17 protein-coding genes are annotated in these 19,306 nt (G+C 46.0%); 7 read left to right on the forward strand and 10 right to left on the reverse strand.

Features of this window, described 5'->3' with window-relative positions:
- Positions 1-6: 6 nt before the first annotated feature.
- Positions 7-2,526, reverse strand: coding sequence for a M1 family aminopeptidase (locus tag CWC22_RS19205; protein WP_171045052.1), 2,520 nt, complete (start codon positions 2,524-2,526; stop codon positions 7-9).
- 265 nt (positions 2,527-2,791) lie between these two features.
- Between CWC22_RS19205 and CWC22_RS19210 the strand changes: the two genes are divergently transcribed.
- Positions 2,792-4,792 (forward strand): S8 family serine peptidase, encoded by a 2,001-nt coding sequence (locus CWC22_RS19210; RefSeq protein WP_138538086.1) that lies wholly within the window; start codon positions 2,792-2,794, stop codon positions 4,790-4,792.
- 43 nt (positions 4,793-4,835) lie between these two features.
- Here CWC22_RS19210 and CWC22_RS19215 read toward each other — a convergent pair whose 3' ends face one another.
- Entirely contained in the window at positions 4,836-5,105 is a 270-nt protein-coding gene (locus tag CWC22_RS19215; RefSeq protein ID WP_230090594.1) for a winged helix-turn-helix transcriptional regulator, read from the reverse strand.
- 173 nt (positions 5,106-5,278) lie between these two features.
- On the opposite strand from CWC22_RS19215, the gene CWC22_RS19220 reads away from it, so the two are divergent.
- On the forward strand, positions 5,279-6,634 hold the full coding sequence (locus CWC22_RS19220; RefSeq protein ID WP_138538087.1) for a trypsin-like serine protease: 1,356 nt from the start codon (positions 5,279-5,281) through the stop codon (positions 6,632-6,634).
- A gap of 148 nt (positions 6,635-6,782) precedes the next feature.
- Here CWC22_RS19220 and CWC22_RS19225 read toward each other — a convergent pair whose 3' ends face one another.
- The gene (locus CWC22_RS19225; RefSeq protein WP_138538088.1) at positions 6,783-7,640 is read right to left on the reverse strand and encodes an NAD-dependent epimerase/dehydratase family protein; all 858 of its coding nucleotides are present in this window, start codon (positions 7,638-7,640) and stop codon (positions 6,783-6,785) included.
- Between the two features lie 115 nt (positions 7,641-7,755).
- A complete protein-coding gene (locus tag CWC22_RS19230) occupies positions 7,756-8,346 on the reverse strand; it encodes a hypothetical protein (protein WP_138538089.1) in 591 nt (196 codons plus the stop codon).
- Between the two features lie 367 nt (positions 8,347-8,713).
- Between CWC22_RS19230 and CWC22_RS19235 the strand changes: the two genes are divergently transcribed.
- The 5 genes from CWC22_RS19235 to CWC22_RS19255 all read left to right on the forward strand — a co-directional run bounded on the left by CWC22_RS19235 (position 8,714) and on the right by CWC22_RS19255 (position 11,981).
- Positions 8,714-8,875 carry a hypothetical protein gene (locus tag CWC22_RS19235; protein WP_171045053.1) on the forward strand — a complete coding sequence of 54 codons (162 nt, stop codon included), beginning with the start codon at positions 8,714-8,716 and terminating at the stop codon, positions 8,873-8,875.
- Positions 8,876-8,967: 92 nt separating this feature from the next.
- Positions 8,968-9,510, forward strand: coding sequence for a nuclear transport factor 2 family protein (locus tag CWC22_RS19240; RefSeq protein WP_138538090.1), 543 nt, complete (start codon positions 8,968-8,970; stop codon positions 9,508-9,510).
- A gap of 997 nt (positions 9,511-10,507) precedes the next feature.
- Positions 10,508-11,155, forward strand: coding sequence for a hypothetical protein (locus CWC22_RS24465; RefSeq protein ID WP_230090595.1), 648 nt, complete (start codon positions 10,508-10,510; stop codon positions 11,153-11,155).
- 5 nt (positions 11,156-11,160) lie between these two features.
- Entirely contained in the window at positions 11,161-11,487 is a 327-nt protein-coding gene (locus CWC22_RS19250) for an STAS-like domain-containing protein (protein WP_138538092.1), read from the forward strand.
- Positions 11,487-11,981 (forward strand): hypothetical protein, encoded by a 495-nt coding sequence (locus CWC22_RS19255; RefSeq protein ID WP_138538093.1) that lies wholly within the window; start codon positions 11,487-11,489, stop codon positions 11,979-11,981. The genes CWC22_RS19250 and CWC22_RS19255 overlap by 1 nt, the downstream gene beginning before the upstream one ends.
- 84 nt (positions 11,982-12,065) lie before the next feature.
- Here CWC22_RS19255 and CWC22_RS19260 read toward each other — a convergent pair whose 3' ends face one another.
- The 6 genes from CWC22_RS19260 to CWC22_RS19285 all read right to left on the reverse strand — a co-directional run bounded on the left by CWC22_RS19260 (position 12,066) and on the right by CWC22_RS19285 (position 19,305).
- Positions 12,066-12,410, reverse strand: a complete 345-nt coding sequence (locus CWC22_RS19260; RefSeq protein ID WP_138538094.1) for a hypothetical protein — start codon at positions 12,408-12,410, stop codon at positions 12,066-12,068.
- A complete protein-coding gene (locus CWC22_RS19265) occupies positions 12,403-12,597 on the reverse strand; it encodes a glycine zipper domain-containing protein (RefSeq protein ID WP_230090596.1) in 195 nt (64 codons plus the stop codon). The genes CWC22_RS19260 and CWC22_RS19265 overlap by 8 nt, the downstream gene beginning before the upstream one ends.
- Positions 12,598-12,748: 151 nt before the next feature.
- Positions 12,749-14,932, reverse strand: coding sequence for a S8 family peptidase (locus CWC22_RS19270; RefSeq protein ID WP_138538095.1), 2,184 nt, complete (start codon positions 14,930-14,932; stop codon positions 12,749-12,751).
- Entirely contained in the window at positions 14,925-16,055 is a 1,131-nt protein-coding gene (locus CWC22_RS19275) for an AAA family ATPase (RefSeq protein ID WP_138538096.1), read from the reverse strand. The genes CWC22_RS19270 and CWC22_RS19275 overlap by 8 nt, the downstream gene beginning before the upstream one ends.
- A gap of 135 nt (positions 16,056-16,190) precedes the next feature.
- Positions 16,191-17,804, reverse strand: coding sequence for a Tn7-like element transposition protein TnsE (locus CWC22_RS19280; RefSeq protein WP_138538097.1), 1,614 nt, complete (start codon positions 17,802-17,804; stop codon positions 16,191-16,193).
- Positions 17,767-19,305: a TnsD family Tn7-like transposition protein gene (locus CWC22_RS19285; RefSeq protein ID WP_138538098.1), complete on the reverse strand. Its 1,539-nt coding sequence runs from the start codon at positions 19,303-19,305 to the stop codon at positions 17,767-17,769. The genes CWC22_RS19280 and CWC22_RS19285 overlap by 38 nt, the downstream gene beginning before the upstream one ends.
- Position 19,306 lies beyond the last annotated feature (1 nt).

Consider the following 19,306-nt stretch of genomic DNA (forward strand, 5'->3'; position numbering starts at 1 on the left):
CCCTGGCTAGTTTGCCTGTAGCTGGGCAAGTTCCTCACGTGCACGGCGGGTATCCTTGTGACAGCGGTTGATGTGGGCTTGTACTATATCTCGTTTACCTTCAAGGCCCGGAATATCAAGCCAGCTGGTAAAGGTACGTGTCACCAGCGCACTGTCTTGCTCTGAGCACCCGGTGATAAAATTGTAAGGAAACCACTGTAACTGATCATCCACAATACGCGCCTGAATGCGTGCTTTGTGTCGCTGTATATAGTCAGCAGCTACCGCTCTAAGTGCTGGCTGAAAGAGCGGAAACTGAAAGCGATAGTCAATCACAAAACTGCGCGTTTTATCACTGAGTAGAAAATCATAAAACAGGGTAACCTGATTTGCACCTGTCACATATCCGAGTGCATTAAGCAAATCTTCCTGCACCGCCCGGGATTCAGTGTCAAACAACCTCAACAAGCGCCGGTACTCCTTATCTGTGCTGTTTGCAGCCACAACACGCAATACACTCACACGGTGCTTAAGTTCAGCAAGTGGTGTGCGCTGCATGTATTGCCGGGCAAAATGAATCGCTTCGGGCGATTTAAGATACACCCCATAGAGCAACAGCCAGTCACCCCCGCTGTCCTGCTCAAGCCGTGCCTGCCATGTGGTGTGCGCAGGCAAATGCTGCTGTAAAAAGTCCGCAAACTGCGACTGTAAACTGGCTGGGATCTGCGCCACAAAAGCATCACTGATTACCTCCAGCGCTTTGCTGGCCTCCAGGCTATCAGCAGGTTGTGCGCGCAGCAACTGAGTCAGCCCGTGGATGTACTGGACATAGCTCAGCAAGCCCGCTTTGGTCAACGCTTCGCGGTTATCCATATCCGCCAGCCGGTTGGCCATGGTGCGCAGAGTCAGCGGGAACAGCGCATTACCAGACTGATCATGACTACGAAAATACCCAACGCCCGCAGGGTCGATCAGGATCGCCGCAGCCGGATTAATCCCCTTTAAAGACATAGATGGCGCAGACAGGACCAACCTGTGCTGCGTGATTTTATCGCCGTCCCAGCTGTGTACTTCGATTGGAATAGTCCAGTGTTTTCCCGCCTCTCCCTGAAAACTCCGCTGCGACAGGACTAATTGCTCCGCTTGTTTAGCGACACTCAATAATGGGTAACCTGACTGAGTCAGATAGCTCTGAACAATCTCGTCTACGCGCAATGAATTAGGAAACAGACGTGTGAAATCTTCGGTTGTCGCATGCCCGCCCTGATACGTACGCACATACTTACGCATTGCCTGTTTCATTCGTGCCTCACCGGCATGATTTTGTATCATGTTCAGCAGCGCACGCCCCTTGGTATAATAAAGCGCGCCTGTTCCTTCGTTGTCAGCGCGGGTTTGTACCAGACGCTTCAGCGCCGGGGCACTTTGATTGTCATCACCGAACGCCCTGACCTGAGGCGTATACGTACAGGCTGCATTATCCGGGTAATGATGATTCACGACTTTGGCAGCAAAAAACTCACTGAACGACTCATTAAGCCAGTAATCGTCGTACCACTGCATTGTCACAGTGTGACCGAACCAGGTATGGGCCACCTCATGGGCGATCAACTTGCGAAAGCGACATAAGTCTCCCTGGCTGGCATCCTGCGCAGGCAGCTGATTGCTATTCAGCGCGATCAGACTGACATTTTCCATCCCGGCCAGTGTGCCTATCGGCGCGATAAAGAAATCGAGCCTGTCATAGGGAAACGGAGAATCCAGATAGTCGGACAAATATCGAATGGTCTGATTGATCAGTGTGCCCAGCTCTGTCGGAACATGCTGGCGTTCACTTTGTGGCATATACACCGTCGTTTCAACCCCGGCATCGCGCAGGGGGATTGCCTCAAATACGCCGACCGCCAGGGCCAATACATCGGTATTTATTTTCGGCGTCGGTGCAAACCGGATCAGCTGCCTGTCGCCGTGGCGCTGTGTATTAACCGGGCGTGTATTGTGTAAGGCCTGCATATCGGCCGGGATATCTAAGCTCAGAGTGAACACGGTTTTGATACCCGGATCATCTACCCCCGGAAACACCCGACGTGCTTCCATCTCCTGAAACTGCGTAAACAGGGTTGGTTGTCCATCATCGCCACCCACCTGATACAGTCCCTGCACACTATCTACACCGCCAACCAAACCGGAGAATCGTATCGTCAGCTCTGCGTTGCTTTCTAGCTTAAAAGGCAATGTATGACGCACGATATCAAAGCGATCCGGTGCCACCACAGGTAACGCAATTCGTTTGTCGCGATACCGCAGCTCAATCTGACTCAGTGTCAAGCCAAGAGAATGATAAGCAATATAATCAGTAGGTTGAGAGAAGTTATAAACAAGTGTGGTTTCACCGCTAAAGGTGCGTTCACCCGGCGAGATCGTCAGCTTGATGTGCTGCTGCCCAACCGATATCCCTTTTGCAATTCGGTAATCCGTTGCCAGAACTGGCTGTGAAAAAAAGGTCATTAGAAATAAAAGAGCGACCGCGCCTAATCTATAAGTCATTGTTATTATTACTTCCTGTAGATCCGATCCCTTCATACTACGCCAAACCAGGTGCCCAGAAAAGCACCACAGCATGAGTGAATTTTCGAATTATTCATCATTTTTACGTATTTGTGTAATTTGCATTAACAATGGGTTGCAAATTGAAACATCAAGGGGTAGTTTGATCCTCAATGGGGTACAAAATAGACAATAATCCAGACCTCATTGCATTAGATGCAGCAAACATAACAAGCAACAACAACAAAAATCAGTAGGAAGCAACATGAACAAGACATTTAGACTTACCTCGTTAGCCATTGCCTTATCTGCACTATCATCAACCGCCGTCAACGCACAGGAAACCAAGCAATATATTCTTAAGCAAAGTGACTTAGCGATTTTTGCACCGCAAACCAGTCGCTTTGCCCGTGCCGCCATTGCCCACGACTTCGCAGCTGAGCCAGCTGCAGAAGTACTGTCAGATGATGAGCAAGGCACAGTCGTTACCATGGAGCTGACTGCAGAGCAGGTCGCACAACTTAAAGCGTCTGGCCAGTACGCCTATATTGAAGAAGATTATGAATATGTGCCTTTCTCATCGACCACCAACGCAGAAGTCTCACCGTATGGCCTGGCCGAAGTACAGGCACCTTTGTTACAAGACACCAACGCCGACTTGTTTAAAGTCTGTGTGATTGACTCTGGTTACGATCTGGGCCACCCGGATCTGCCCCAAAACGCCACAGGTTTTACCGACTTGCCTGGCGGCCTGACCTGGGATCAGGATGGCTCAGGTCACGGTACACACGTTGCCGGTACCATAGTCGCACTGAAAAATGGCCAGGGCGTCGTCGGCGTGCTACCGAATGATAAAATTGGCGTACACAACGTGCGCGTTTTCGATAACGATGGTAAGCAAGGTTTGACCTCTCGAATTGCCCGAGCGGTTGATAACTGTGTCGAAAATGGTGCAAAAGTCATCAATATGAGTTTAGGTGGTGGCAGCCCAAGCCAGTACTTCCAGGACCGTTTGCAAGCCGCATATGACAAAGGCGTGCTTATCATTGCCGCAGCCGGTAACAAGGGGGACAGCACAGTCAGTTACCCTGCCAGTTACGAAACCGTGATGTCAGTGGCGAATATTGACGAAAACCGCGTGAAAAACGCTACATCACAGTATAACGCTTATGTAGAAATTGCAGCGCCAGGTACCAACATCCTGTCAACGGTACCACGTGGTACCGGTGTGGCGGCTGGCGTAACAGCCAACGGGGTATTTGTTAAAGCCGGCGGCATGACCAACTCAGCAGAAGGTAACGTCAGTGCTGAACTCGTCGACTGTGGCCAGGGCCTGAATGCCTGTGCCGCGACGCGCAGCATCTGTTTAATTGAACGTGGCGGTGCCTCTTTCAAAGACAAAGCGGCCAACTGTGAAGCCGGTGGTGGTGTTGCAGCCATCATCTACAACAATGCAGCGGGTTCATTCAGCGGTACGCTGGGTGACGGCGCGCATGGTGTGACCATTCCGGTCATTTCTTTGTCTCAGGAAGACGGTACGGCACTGAAATCCTCTGTGGGTGCCACAGTGCAAGTTCAGCTCGAAGCCATTCTGGATTACGATGAAAAATCGGGTACCTCTATGGCAAGTCCACACGTGGCCGGTGTTGCTGCCCTGGTCTGGAGCCAACACCCAAGCTGTACCAACGTAGATATCCGTAACGCCCTGAATGCCACGGCAATCGATTTAGGCTCGGCGGGTCGTGACAATGAATATGGTCACGGCTTAGTACAGGCCAAAGCCGCGTCTGACTATATTGCTACTAACGGTTGTAGCGGCACACAAGAAAACCAACTGCCAGTTGCCAGCTTCACAGTAAGCTGTACCGACTTGGGTTGTAGCTTTGATGCCAGCACCAGCCGCGACCCGGATGGTCAAGTCCTGGCTTATGACTGGAATATCGACGGATTTGCTACAAGTGGTGTCAACGTCACGTACGCATTTGCCAATGCCGGCAGCTATCAGGTATCACTGACAGTGACAGATGATGCGGGTGCTACGCACACTGTCTCTCAGTCAGTCGCAGTCACTGATGGCAACAACAATACTGGCTGTAGCGGCCTGGAAACCTGGTCTGCCAGCAAGATTTACCGTTCAGGTAATGAAGTTGCCTACAACGGTCGCAAATACCACAGCAACTGGTGGCACCGTGGCAAAAACCCAGCGCAAAACTCTAACGTGGGTAATGCCTGGAAAGTCTGGACTGATTTAGGCACTTGTAACTAAACACCCCACGATTTATTTTTGAGAGCTAGCAGTCAGGCGACACTTAGGTGTCGCCTTTTTTATGGACCACATGCTGTTGTCGCTGACCCCATTCACACAGCATATCCAGGATCGGTCTGAGCTCATCCGACAATCCGGTACTGGTGTATTCCACTCTGGGCGGCACTTCGGCATACACCTCACGAGAGACCAACCCGTCCGCTTCAAGCTCCCGTAATTGCTGAGTCAGCATCTTTTGCGTGATTTTAGGAGTGCGCTTTTTCAGCTCACCAAAACGCAGCGTGCTGTCGCGCAGGTGAAACAGGATGATCACCTTCTACTTGCCGTCGATCACAAACACCAATTTACTGATGCAAAATAAACTGATGCGCACACAGAAATAGTACATTGAGTAAAAAAAGACTCACACAAAGCTATTCAAAACACTCGATGAATGTTTAAATTAAACAAACAGTTAACATTTTTATTGGATTTAAAGGAACTATCATGAAGAACTATCTTAGCCGTACGCTATCACTTTGCCTGCTCTGTACCGCCTCACTATCCCTCGCACAAACTCAGTCTATCGAATACTACATGGCTGGCCTACATAACCAGCAGAATACACACAACAACGATCCGCTCGCCAGCACCACTGTCCCAGACTTTGGCATTCAGGCCATTGGCCCGGAGCTGGATGAGACAGACGTCAGGTATGGTTATGCAGTAGGGTTAACGTTTAAGGTGGGAACGCGTTTTTTGAGCCGCTGCTCTGGTACTTTACTCACTCAGGACTGGGTATTAACAGCCGGGCACTGCGTGGATCAGCACACGCTGCATACTCTTTTTAAGCTGAAAGACGACGACGTGCTAACACACAAAATTATGTTGATCGGGAATACAGATATCCGCGATGATGAAGGTAATCAGACGCATTTTATTGATATTAAAGGTCAGGCCGATGCGCAGCCACAGCTGCATGTTCACGCCGAGTATGCTTTTCCGTCGTTACAAAATGCCGAAAAACGCATCGCTTTTGCCCAGGATGATTTTGCCGTTTTCCAGCTCAACTCGGCGGCGCCTGCGGATTATATCCCTGCCTTCCTGCCATCCAGATATAGCTTTACCAGACATCAGGTAGAGGGCAAAAAACTCACCGTGGTAGGTGCCAGCCCTGTGTATGGCGATTCCGATCAGACCGATGGCACGCTGGACATCACCTTCAGAAAAGCACGTCCAACCGTGGGCGCGGGTGATGGTGCTGAACGCGATGCGTTTCGCGAAGACGAATACAGACACAATATCCTCTATACAAATCGCCTGTTATGCGGCGGAGATAGCGGCTCCTCAATCACCACCCGACAGCGTCCGGCCACTGTGTTAGGCGTCACCTCGCAAGGCAGCAATGCGCAAAAAGGGCAATGTGGTGGCGGTGATAACTCGCAAGAAAACTTTAATCTGTTTGGCGCAGTTAACCTGGAGAACAACCCGGCCCTGGTCGATATTCTGGCCCACGCCGGCATCGATTATTTACAAAACACCGTGTATATCTCGGACACACATTATACCGGTGTATTTATTGATAACCCGATTGAGGCCCAGGGCAGAGACGCTCGGGCGGTGATTGACCTGAAAGCCATCAGCGCCCTGTCACGCTCAGTGAAAGCAACCGTGATTGGGATCAGAGCTGACGGCTCCTTTACAAAGCTAGGCAATCGACGTTTAAAATCCCACCGATATCAGGGTACTGCTGAGCTCAGACTCAACCAGTTAGATCAGTATGCAAGCTTGCTTGTCGCCTTTAAACCGTCCAGAGTCGATCACGGTGCTGAAGTGTCCGTCAATGTGATCCGCCAGCCATAAGTCAGTCTTTAAACACCCACGTAGCAGCCGGCGCAGATAAACCTGAACCGGCTTCTGCCGATCACACAGTGAAGTGCGGTTAAAGGCCATTGAGGATGTGAAGCCCACTTTTTGCACCTCATCAGGGTCATTTTACCTATGCAGGGCCTTAATCCAGATTTAAAAAAGGTCTGGGTTGCCAGCCTAACTCGCGCATAGCCTTATCACTTGAGAACACCTGTTGCAGTGCATAGCCTTCTGTCCAGCTACCATACTGCTTTGCCCACTGCGCCGCCTGCCCACATTCAACCGGCTGCTCAGACAGCTGCCGTAACAAACTCGCCAGCGGGGCACGATGCTCCGCAGAGCCAATGTATTCTTCTCCCGATTTTCCTCGTTCGAGTACCAACCGATATAACTCAGCCAGATTCTCACGCTCAACCAGCGACCAGGTTTGTGCTTCGTCCGTCGGTAACACGGGGTGGCCACAGCGTTCTATTTCCCAGCTCAGGATGGGCGGTAAATAGTGCTCTTCCTCGCACACCACATTGACCGGGCTGACAACGCGTAGGTCGATGTTTTCTTTATCAGATAACCAGGCGATGTTATCCAGCATCCACTGAAAATCGGCCACTGAGTGCTTTGGTGTGGTTTCGGTGATCACCGCATCATGGCTGCCATAGGCCCAACACCCAGCGGTATAGACCAGTATGAGTGGCGTAGTGCGTGTTAAGGCATACTCAGCCACAGCCTGCATCAGCGTCGCATCGATCTCGCCCATCTTGTCATCAAAGGTACAGGCGGTATGGATAAACGCATCACAGTTGGTAAGCTCACTGAGCCAGGGTTGCGGCCCAGTCAGTGACCCCGTCACTGCTGTTGCGCCCAGTTGCTCGGCTTTATCGACGCTGGTTGCATTTCTGCATAACACCTTGACCTGATAACCGTGCGCTATCAACTCCTGCACTATCGCACTGCCGATATTGCCTGTTCCGCCAGTCACAAATACCGATTTGTGTTTGCTCATCTGTTTCTCCTTTCAGATTTAAAAACATACAACCACAGTAGCGCAATATGTACCCAAATATCTACACTGTCGTATTTGTTAAAGCGCCCGCGGCGTCTATTCACGCCACCTGAGATCAGGCCACCGTATCAGAGCGGATCACCCGGCTGGCCCACACAAACGCCAGCGCAAGTAAGCCGTTGGTATAAAAGTCCAGCGCTAACCCCACTTCAGCCCCACACAACATGCCCACCAGTAACATCAGGCTCCAGCATACAACGGGGACAGACAACGCCATGCCCAGCGTGCGCGATGCAGGGTCCTGCAGGCAGACAAGCGCATTGCAAATAAAGGCGCCCACCATCGCAACCATAAACAGACCTATCAGCGCCTGCATGCCAACACCTCTGGTGGCATCGCCCAGCACTGCGCTGGCAATGACCCAGCAGGCCCCAATACTCAGTGCCAGCAAAGCCGCCAGTGCAAACCCCGCACCCCACTTTGCCAGTTTCGGCGCTCGCGACACAATTCGAGGGTGCAGTTTATACAACCCCAGGACACTGGATGCGAGCCCGATAATCGCCGGGATCGCGGGCCACAAAATGGACAGCTGATATCCGGAAAAATGACGCGCCCATAAACACAGGGTGTTGATTAACATAAAACCACCGGCAATCAGAAAAAATCGGGCATCCCAGGATGTAGGTGTGTGCTGAACGTTTTGCATTGTCTTCCTCGTATTGAATGTTGTTAACCGTGAACAGGTGAGGTCATACAATGCGAAGAAATGGACGGTAAGTCGTTTGAATGGGCCCGTTCGAACTTTTTCTTTCAAATAATTTCAGTAAGTTAGTGAATAGTCTTGGCAACATAAGCGCTTAAAACCTCGATACCCTGCTACTTTTTCAGTTTTTCGAGGGGCTATCCTCCCCCTGATAATTGACGCGTAATCCGAACAAACACACACTAAACATCAATAGCGAGACGCTCTGCTGCTATGTCTGCGAAGGTGCCTGCACCTAAATTGTAAACAGGTGCAGTGTCTAAACATACGAATCTGATACCCGGAACAAGCACAGCTTTACAAGAAAAGAGTGAATATCATTGGCGTACACTTTAAGCAAAAGCACTCACACAAGCAGCACGACTGTGACACCCCGAATAAACATGCCAACTATGAACACACTGTGCGCCAGCTCGAAGTCATTCCACGAGCAAAGTTTCGGGACACGGGTTACCAAAAAGTGCCCTGGTAAGCAATTTGTGCCTTCTTGCAAAGGTGGTTACTATTAATTACCATGGTTACCAGATGAGACTTAAACCCTGAATTACAACTGAGGAGCACCCCATGTTGAAAACCCTAAGCGCAGCATTACTTTTACTGGTCAGCACCGTCACTTTGGCCGCAGGCAAAGACGCCCCTAAAATCCAGTTTGATCAGTTAAAAAAACCAAACTGGAGCGAGCAGGAATTAAGCAATGCTCGCCTGGTCACCGACTTTGTACAAAACCTGATGAACGACCATAACTTTGATTATGTACTGGCACACTACAACGACAGCGCCTACGTGCAGCACAACCGCAACTTGCCGGATAAAATCCCGGGTCTGGTTGGCTTCTTACAGGAATTTGTTGAGAGCTACCCGGACTACAGCTACGACGTAAAACACATCTACACAGACGGCGACTTCGTAATTTTTCACTCTCACGCCACACTAGATAAAGATCACCGTGGCAATGACCAGAAAGGCATGAACATCATCGACACCTGGCGCATCGAAGACGGCCGCATTGTAGAACACTGGGACTCAATCCAGGCCCTGGATCTGTCAATGCGCATTTACTCACTTTTCAGCGGTGGCGACATTAAAAATGACAATGGCGTGTTTTGATGGAGAATTTTGATGGGGTGAGTGTGGAGAAATGAGAGTGCGATATGAATTTGAAGTCGCTCAGAATCACCCACAAAAAAGGCGCTTTAGCGCCTTTTTTCGTGTGGGCTAGCAATAAAGTTTCATACTGAATGAGGCTGTAGGCTCTTGGTCTAGGGCTGAAAGTTCAAGGTTCCACATTAAAGACTCATACTAGGCTTAGAATTTCTCGGCGGGCTTAGCACATATCACGTAATAAAGTATCATCCTGTCATCGCTCCCATAAGATGATAGGATCACTGGAGGGCATAGCTCGTTGAACCCAAAGCCGCTAGCAAAAGCGAGGATATCAACCTCTAGAATCGCCCGAAAATACGAAGACGGGAAGATCATGGGGTTGTGATTCAGAATTTTAAAAGACAGTGTTAACAGGACTTCCTCCGCTCGTATTGCTTGGTCAAACATCAAAGTGTCATACTAAAAACTTGAAGTGCAGGACAAATTTGCCCTGCACTTCAATGAGATACCATATATTATTTTATTACTCTATCGACTCATCTTCATTTAAAGCCTGATACAAAAAGCATACTTATTGTAGTTTGTGATAAACTGGTTGCGATTTTTTTGTCAAGGATAGTTAAGTCAAATGAAGAAGCCTCCCGAAATTATCTACTTGAACTCACGGACCAGAAAAAACCTGAAGCGAAAGGGAGCACAATACTGCTTGTCAAAGCGTCGTAAGCTGAAGGTCCTAGGATTCGAATACATCAAAGCCCCTGAAGTAATAGATTTGTATTCACCCCAAAATTATCATCGTACGCTTAGCTTTCTAGATGAAATTGAGCAAAGATCATCTTTGAATTCTGTAATGCTTGTTTTTTCCGAAACAGAACGCATATCAGCAGCAGCGCTTTTATTAATTTTCTCTAGAATTGAACTTATAACTAAGCGATTAGCGAAAACATGTATACGAATTCAGTCTTCAACACTAAATAGTGCTGTAAAAAAGGCGATAAACATGTCTGGACTCGTTGATATGACATTGAATAGGAAGCCTCGCCACAACAAAGCGAATTGGACATTACCAATCATAAAGGGAACGGCTGAAGGTGAGGAGTTCGAGTCTGTCGTCGATCACATAATTGAAAATATAATTGAAAACTGTACAGCAGAGATGGAAAGAAAGGTAGGTTCAGCGGTTAGTGAGACTGTTTCTAATGTAAAATTACATGCGTACCCCTCGGCAGACAATGACAGCAACAACAAAGCATGGTGGTTGATGTGTTCCGAAATTGAAGGGTCCCTCTATCTCGCTATATATGATTCTGGTGTAGGGATACCAAAAACAATTCACAAAAGAAGTTGGATAAGCGACTTTATAGTAAATAGTGCCCCGCACTTGGTAAAGGCTTGGACGAGTCATCGTGACGTAGACAAGATAAATATCTCTATGGAAGCTGGAAGGACTCAAACAAAAGAGAAAAAACATGGAAAAGGTAGTAAGAGCATAAGGGCCCTCGTAGAAGAAACCCCTGACGGTAAATTGTGGGTTTTTAGCAACAATGGCCTTTACCAAATAGATGAAAATAGTGCAATACACCTCGTTGAGCATGAATCCTCAATCCTGGGCACTCTAGTACAATGGAATATAAAAATTAGAGATTAAAGACAATGAAACCGTTAAAAAAAATTAATGTTGTGGAAGACTTTTACCCTAGGCCAAAATGGAGGTACAGAAGAGAAGGTGAAGGAAGCGGGGAGCAGTTTCGAGACGAACACCTAAAAAAAGCTTTTGATGAATATGAAGTAATTGAAGTTGATTTAACAGGCTATAACAGATATGGGCCCTCTTTTATTTCTGAAGCTTTTGGAGGGTTGATCCGTAATTTAAAATTAGACATAGCAACTCTCGAAAAACGTTTAATTATAAAACATGATTTACTCCCGAGTGTTGTCGAGATGTGCTGGGCCGAACTGAAAGAAGCGGCAGAGGAATAATGGAGAATAGTCTATCAAATTACATCTCACCTCTACTCATTGTGATAGGCTGGTTAGTTATCTTCTGGAATGCCAACCGTACAGCAAAAAGGAGTGAAATTCGAAGCCTATGTGATAAATGTATAGACATTATCGAGAAGCTTTATGAATCAATACAAAGCACTGAAGATACTAACAACACCTTGGAAACTCGCGTGGTTCATACGATTTCATTACTTGAACTAAAGGGAAAGCACCTTCAGGCCAAATCTAATATTATTTTCTTCGACAGCTCCAAATTTGCAAAAATCAAAAGCCTTAGTGATAAACTAGAAGAAAAAGATGAAATACAAGAGCTATTGCTGGACATCGTTGAGGATATTGAAAGTAAGTTCAACGAGATTTATGCCACTACCAATATGCTTCGCAAACATTCCTATTTTATTACCACCTTTTTATGGATAACAGCAGTCCTCTCACTCTACTTTTTAGCGGTTGATATGCTTATAAACTAAAGAACCAGCGGAAAAGGTTAGAGAGTAGTCTTCACATACTAGCTTTGTCTATACCACTACTCATAACACAGCCGTAACTATTAGTCAGTTGCGCGCTTTCGCATCTGGGTTAGAGCGAATGGATTTGCTTGTTACCTGGTTTTGAGTGGACTTTATAACATCTCTGTGCAGAGATTGACCTGAAACAAAAAGCACAGCAACACCACCTATAACTATGTATATATCAATGCCTCCAATTAATGCCTTGATAGAGGGAAAAAATGGACTTGCAGCCAAAGCTAAACCACAGACAATGCCGCTAGAGTTGAGTAGTGAACTAATCAATACGGCATTATTAACTTCCTTTCCAGTTTGCCAACAGCGAACTAAGTAAATACAGATCAATACAGTAGCAATAGCAACTGAGGGAATTAAAATTGCCTTATCCACTTTTCTTATCCTTCTTCTTTTTAGAATCGTTAGCAGCCTCACCTAAAAACGCTCCTACTATCCCTCCTAAGAGTGCGCCAAAAGGGCCCCCAACTGAGGCTCCAAAAATTGCACCTCCCATAGCCGCGCCGGTAGTACGAGTATTCTCTTCTTCCGATCTGCTTTCTTTTTCCTTGTCGTCGCTCAAAACTCACTCCTTAATTTGTGAAAAATCTAAAGCCTATATGTTGCTTTCAAACCTACAAGCGATTGAACAGCATGCTTTTTTTACCGCCTAACGGCTAGCCGAATGCACTAACCAGCTAACCTCCATATCTCTGTTGTTCTAGCTACCGTATTTAACGCAATGGAATAGACACTTGCGTTCTTGTTCTTAGCGGCTTAAGTACCTGATACTTACGAACTATATGATCATAAAGCTGTGGTGTATTTTCAGCTCTCACAGTAATAATCAGAACAAAAGGTAATGAATGACCTTTTGAAGGAGCTCCTTGCTCTCTTTCCTGATGATTTATTTCAAAGCTTGGATTTTGCAGCTCTTCTAGTTCAAACGAAACTTCGTTAGATAGTGTATTTTCCCATTTGTGGCCATCCTTTCTGAGGTCTTGTTCATTCTTTGGATGAAGGGTACTTTCACTAAAGAAAGGAATCGTGTCTTTAACCCCCCCGACAGGCCTAAAAATGACACCTACACCGCTTCGAGTGTAATTGTAAGGGTGTTGTGGATCTGTTTTGGTTGCGTAGCAAAGAGTTGCCTTGATATACACTTTACCCTTTATATCCCCAGCCTCCGGCAAAGGAACTAGCGCTTTTATGTAGTTGCTTGAGAGCAACTCTCGCTCATAGATAATCGTAGCTTCGTTATCCTGTGTGTATAGAATATCATCTATGTTTGACCTAATTTTCCCCCACCCAACGTGTTGCCATTTATGATTATTAACGTCAGCCCTGTGAATCAATAATGCCTTACTCACCAATGGACTAATATCTTTCTCTATCGAAGCCTTTATAGCAATAGCTTGTCTAAGAACAGAAGGAGCTGCATAGCTAGTACCCATATTTGGGTAAACACAGTTGGTAAGTGGTGAGTATATATCCATCGGCTCTGAGTTACTTCCTCCAAAAGCCACAACATCAGGCTTTACAAGCCCCGGGCTCCTTCCTGGACCAATACTGCTATAATCTGCCAAATTCCAAAAGTCATCATTATCACTTGACGTCGAACCGACAGAAATGGCATTTACCATGTCTGCTGGAGATTGAATCCTTGCCATTTCGTTTCTGAGATTCCCATCATTACCGACAGCCACCGACATAAGTGTTTTTCCGGTTTCAAGATAAGGCTCTAAAGCAGAAGTCCATGAGTGAACTTCATCATCATCAATAGGATTTCTAGGTCCTATACTCAAGTTGACGAAGTCATAATGCTTGTTGCTTAAAACGTCAACGATACGCCTTAGTACATCGAGACTATCAATGTCACAACTGTCAGTCGATGGGTCGATAACACGATAATGGTCTATGTTTGTATATGGCACGGGGAGCTCTGTTTGATCTGGCTCAACGGAGCCAAATAGAAGTATTGATGTCACTTCAGAGCCATGAGCAATATGCTCTTGAAGAGGCTGATAATCTGAAAAAGAGTACTCTTGAACCCATTGAGATAGAGTGTTGCCTCCAATTCCTCCATCAAATATAGCTACTTTGATGTCGTTGCTCTCAGCTTTTTTTATTGGCAACTTAATTTCCCGAGTTGCTTCCTTTCCTTTGAGTGATACCGGGTTTAAAAGGCCTATCTGTGGCATTTTCCTAATTGATCTGAGATAAGAATATTCTGACAATTTGTCTAGGGTTGGTTTATTACAGGTTACGGATAAAAATGATAACCCCCCAACAGAAACCCCTTTCTGATGGTCGACTTTACAGCCACTTTCTTGGGAAAACTCAGAAAACTGAGTAAGAACTTTAGCGCTTTCGAGGTTAGGAGTATGAAAAGCAAATTCGAACTTTGACACATCATCCTCTACGTTGCCTATTATTTTGTCTCGCCCTGCAAAAAGATTAATATCCTCCAACCTACAAAAATCTTTCGTATGAGTCGAATTTAAAGAATCACTCTCAATTGCTGCTATCAATCTTGACAATGATTCCCTTGACACTGAAATGTATAGGCAATTTGTTGAATACAAATCCTTTTTTTTCTTAGTACCTACTCTGCGAGGTTTAACCTTAACCTCTTTACTGCCTATATCCAGCACCGAAAATTTTGATAACAAACTAGTCGGATAGTAGCTCTTAGCTAAGTGAGTAGGATGAATAATCAACTTACCCACTATTTTACCATCGGCTAGTGCCTTTTCTGGTAGCCGTTCAAACTCTTTTTCAAGTTCATATAGCTTAGGCAACAAGAAATCTTTGTTTTCTTTATAGTCATAAAAAAACTTTTCTACTGGGCCAGAGTTTGGCCGTTCCAATTTTGATGTTAACGCCTCACCATAACCCAATAAAAAATTTCTAGCCATAATTCAGTTTTCCTTGCAATTCCCGTTGATTAAGTACTGCTTGTTCTTTAATTAATGAAGAAACTCTTTGTCTAGTAACTCCAATCTCTTCAGCTATTTTGATTTTAGCCCACCCCTTTAAGTGCAGCTCATATGCAACTTCTCGCCTAATATCAGGGTCATTAGGCAAACCAGGTAATGCTAGAGCCTCTTTCAGAGAAAGAACTATCGAACTACCTTCTAAAATCGCATCCTTCTTTGCTTCTAAAAGCTTTTTTTCTATTATTGCTATAGAAGTATTATCAATCCCAGCAGAGAGCCACTCTGCAACAACTTCGCTGATATCCCATGAGATAACATAGTTTTTGACCTGTTCACTATCTGGAAAATCGAACTCAACAACACTATCGAAGCGTCGCCATATTGCAGGGTCCAATAATTCGCCATGATTTGTTGCCGCTATCAAAACTGAAGATAAAGGCCAGTCATCAATTGATTGTAAAAGTACAGTAACTAGCCTCTTAAGTTCTCCCACATCTGTTTCATCGTCTCTCTTTTTTGCAATTGCATCGAACTCATCAAGTAGCAACACGCAAGGGAAAGAACTCGCATAATTTAAAACTGCCTTGATATTGTTCCCTGTTTTTCCTAAATAGCTGCTCATGACTGTCGCCAGATCTAATGTCAAAAGAGGCAAGCCCAGCTCTCTTGCAACCCAATTCGCAGTTAGCGTTTTACCTGTTCCTGGTGGACCAGACATAAGTAAAGAACGTGATGGCAATAGCTGTTCGTTCAACAACTCTTCAACTTTAAGCCTCTCACGGAGGAACCTTTCGACTTTCCTCTGTATGTTTTCAGACCAATTAGGCTCTCGTTGTAACGTAACTGGAAACTTCTCAATTAATAGCTGCTGTCTCGTATCCGGTTCAACAGGTGAAGGTAATAAGTTTTCTTTAGAGGAAACGGAGCGAAGAATGCCAAACTCGGATAAGCTGCTCCCTATTTTTTGAGCAAACAATGGGTAATCCTCTTTGACTTTACTCGCAAACTTCCTAATTCTTAGCTCAAAACTTTGAGCATCTCCCTTTAAACCGTCTTCAATTGCTAGTAATAAAATATCTTGTCCAGAAAATTTAGTGCTCATTGCACACCCCAACCATGTAAATTAAACACAGTATAAAGCAAATATAACACTAATTCACGCCCGATTTTACATCACAGACCAAATATAACACACAAAGAGCAAAAAATAACACCATAGATATAGAGTGTTCATTCATTACTCTAACATCTTGGAAAAACGCTCAGCCCACCTCCACACATCTTCATCACTCAGTTTTCCTTCATTTTTAGATTTCTGATGCGAAATGCTCTTGTGGTTACCCGCGCCAACCAGTTCATCAAAGTACTTATTTGGCCAACGGAACTGTTTGCTGAGTAATCCTCTTCCTATCTCAGCTATAAAGTCTCGTAACTGTCCTTTTAGCGCTAATGCTCGCGCTGAAATGACTTTGGTGGCTAGTGAAGCTTTGTCATCTGAGGTATCCACCTCTAATAAGAAATAGCCTTCGCTTTGATATTCAATCCGTACAATAGCCATACATCTAGGCGAACCATCTACCATAAGGTGACTCTCACTGCGCCCCACTGCTGGTAGCTTACGAACAATGTGCTTATTTTGCTTAACACCATGTTCTTTCTCTAATATCTCCAGCATTTTGAAGAAGCCATCGAATTTATTGTGACTCAAAGCGTCGTTATCAGTTTGATCATCTAACCCATCAATGGCAGCTCGAGGCTTATCACCTCGTGAGCTTGGGTCATCGGTGCTTACTTCGGGTGGTAAGGTACTGGGTTTTTCCTCGTCTTCCTTACCGCCTGAGCCATTACGAGCTTTTGTGTAGACTTTACGAGTGTGTGGTACTCTGTTGTATGTGCGCTGCGTTGCATCACAAAATATCAACGCAGACTCGTTATCTTCGCTACCGTCACTGTCTTCATCTATTTCTCTCTGTGTCGGTAACTGCGGATAGGTGCCACCTTTCCCCTTACCAGAACCTCTCTTGTTCTCAATAAAGTTTGGGTGTGCATAGCCAATGTCAGTAATATCTGGAAAGTACAAACCATCGATGGCTTCTATACGGTTAATAAACCAGGTTTTTTCATCTGGCGACTGCCAACCTCTGGCCGCAATGCTTACCCCTTCAAGTTGAGGCGGATCAAACCGGAATTTCCACTGTTGATACTTTTCTGTTATTACGCTCTCATCCAGGAGATATGCATAGATGCTCTGAAAAGAATGCTTTACATCGTCGTCGAGCAGCATCCAGGCTATCTGATGCCTGAACTCATCATTGTCGAACAAGATTTTCGGGCACAGTGATGTTGGTAAGGCATTGATCATCACATCAGGCTGAAAGTCACCTTCGAGCTCAGGGTCGTAGTCAACGTCAAATTCAAAGTCGAGTGCGTTATGGATCAGAGCCGCATTTGCCAAATAGTTATTGGTAAAGAACAGTGCTCTGGCCAGTTCAAGCTGAGGAAGGTAAATTGTTTTACCCTCGGACCTGAACACAAAACAATTTTGAGATTGTTCATTGCTGTGCCTGAACTTAACTAAACCACACTCTTCAACTGTTCCCCTCTCCCAAAGATCACGTTCGGGCAATGTAATTTCGACTGAAAAGCCAGGCGGTGTTGCCGTGGAAGTTTGGTTGAGTACAACCTGGCGGCTTAAATATGGTAGCTGGCTAAACTTAAGGGATTTGCGATGGGAGTTATTAAACTGAACTCCAATGCTCCATGTCTTACGATCGTGGTACTTGAAAACGTTGCCGAACCCCTGGATCCTGGCGTTATCTGGTAGATTTTTGAATCTGCTCGTTTGCTTCATTCGTTACAACACATCCCAATAACTCCGCCGTGATGGGGCGGATCCTCTCCTTACTGAGCCGTGCTAAACGCTGAATGCGCCAACTTCTATAGTCATGGTGATGTCGAACACAATTAATACATGCCACAGCGATACGACGGCATTGGTACTCCTCTATAGTTTCACAGTATTTATTAAAAAACAATTTACACAAAGGCAACCTTTCTAATTGTTTGATCTGGGACAATGGAATATTTACATGCAAAAAGTACCAGTTTTTTGTCAACCTTGGGACTTCCAGACTAAGTTCCAGCGTATTTCGCAGCCTGATAAGTCGCTTTACGTATGCCAGATCACGCTGGTACCAATCTACTTTCGGCATACGCTTAATGCCTTGTTGCGTGTGCGCTTGATTAAACGCCATAAGCCAGGATTTATCATGTCGATACAACCATATATACAGATCTGCAAAGCCACTTTGTCTGGCCCCCTTAACACCGAATCTGGCTACTGCATGCTGCCATTTTTGCCGTTTGGCAAGCTCAACGATGTGAGGTGCTACCGCAGGTTGATTGCCTGGTTCCTGGCCATAATATATTTGTGAGATATCAGTCAGTAAACCAGCAATGTCCAGGTGCTCATCAAAAAATGCCTGCAAAACCAGCAAGTGCTGCAAATAACTAAATGCTTTCCTGTGCTTTCTAAATAATGTCTTGAGCCAGTTTGAATCAACGCCATCATCAATGCTCAGCCCAAGCCTGCTCAAGCCAAGAGCACCCCAGTATTTATGCACGATATGACTGACCCCTGTATGGTCAATATGTTTACCATGATTTAAACCAAGACGCGTCGCCAGCGCTCGGTAGAATGCACTCCACTGCTCTGGATAAATATCAACCTCAGGCGCATCTAACAGAACCTGTGTGTATCCCGCCAGTCTTTGAAATTTAGCAGGCAACTGCTCGGCCACAGCAGCAGGGAGCACACTCGGATTGAGAGCAGAAAACACATGCTTATGAAGAGAGTGAACATGTACAGCACTCTGCATTAAGCTTCCGTGTACTGGACAACTCACAACCCCGGGAGCCTGCCAGAGACGATGCCAGTACCACTCTTTATATTTATCGAGCTGCATTGCCAGGCAACGCGGACAGTACTTTAAATACACAGGGCTTTTTACAACCGAGGCGGCTTTCCCAAGCTGCAACTCTGCGGAGCAACCGTTACCAGAGAGCAAGTCATTTTTCACTCGCTGAGCAATTTCTGGATGAACAAAGGGGGCATACAGCGGGTACAATGTGTATTGCCTCAACAGCTTTTCGGCCGTTAGTTTTGCATTTCCCTGGTAGTGGGAAGCAAGCAATTGCAAATGGCCCTGCAATGCCACAGCAGCAACAAACGTCTTGCTGCCAAGCAGATTGTAGAGCAGTTGTTTAGGTGAAAGCTCTAAGCTATATACACCATACCGAGCGATAACACTGTAAATCAGCTCATCGCGATACGGGATGGGTAAATCAAACACC

Origin of the sequence: Pseudoalteromonas rubra (assembly GCF_005886805.2) — a bacterium.
Classification (GTDB): Bacteria; Pseudomonadota; Gammaproteobacteria; order Enterobacterales; family Alteromonadaceae; genus Pseudoalteromonas; species Pseudoalteromonas rubra_D.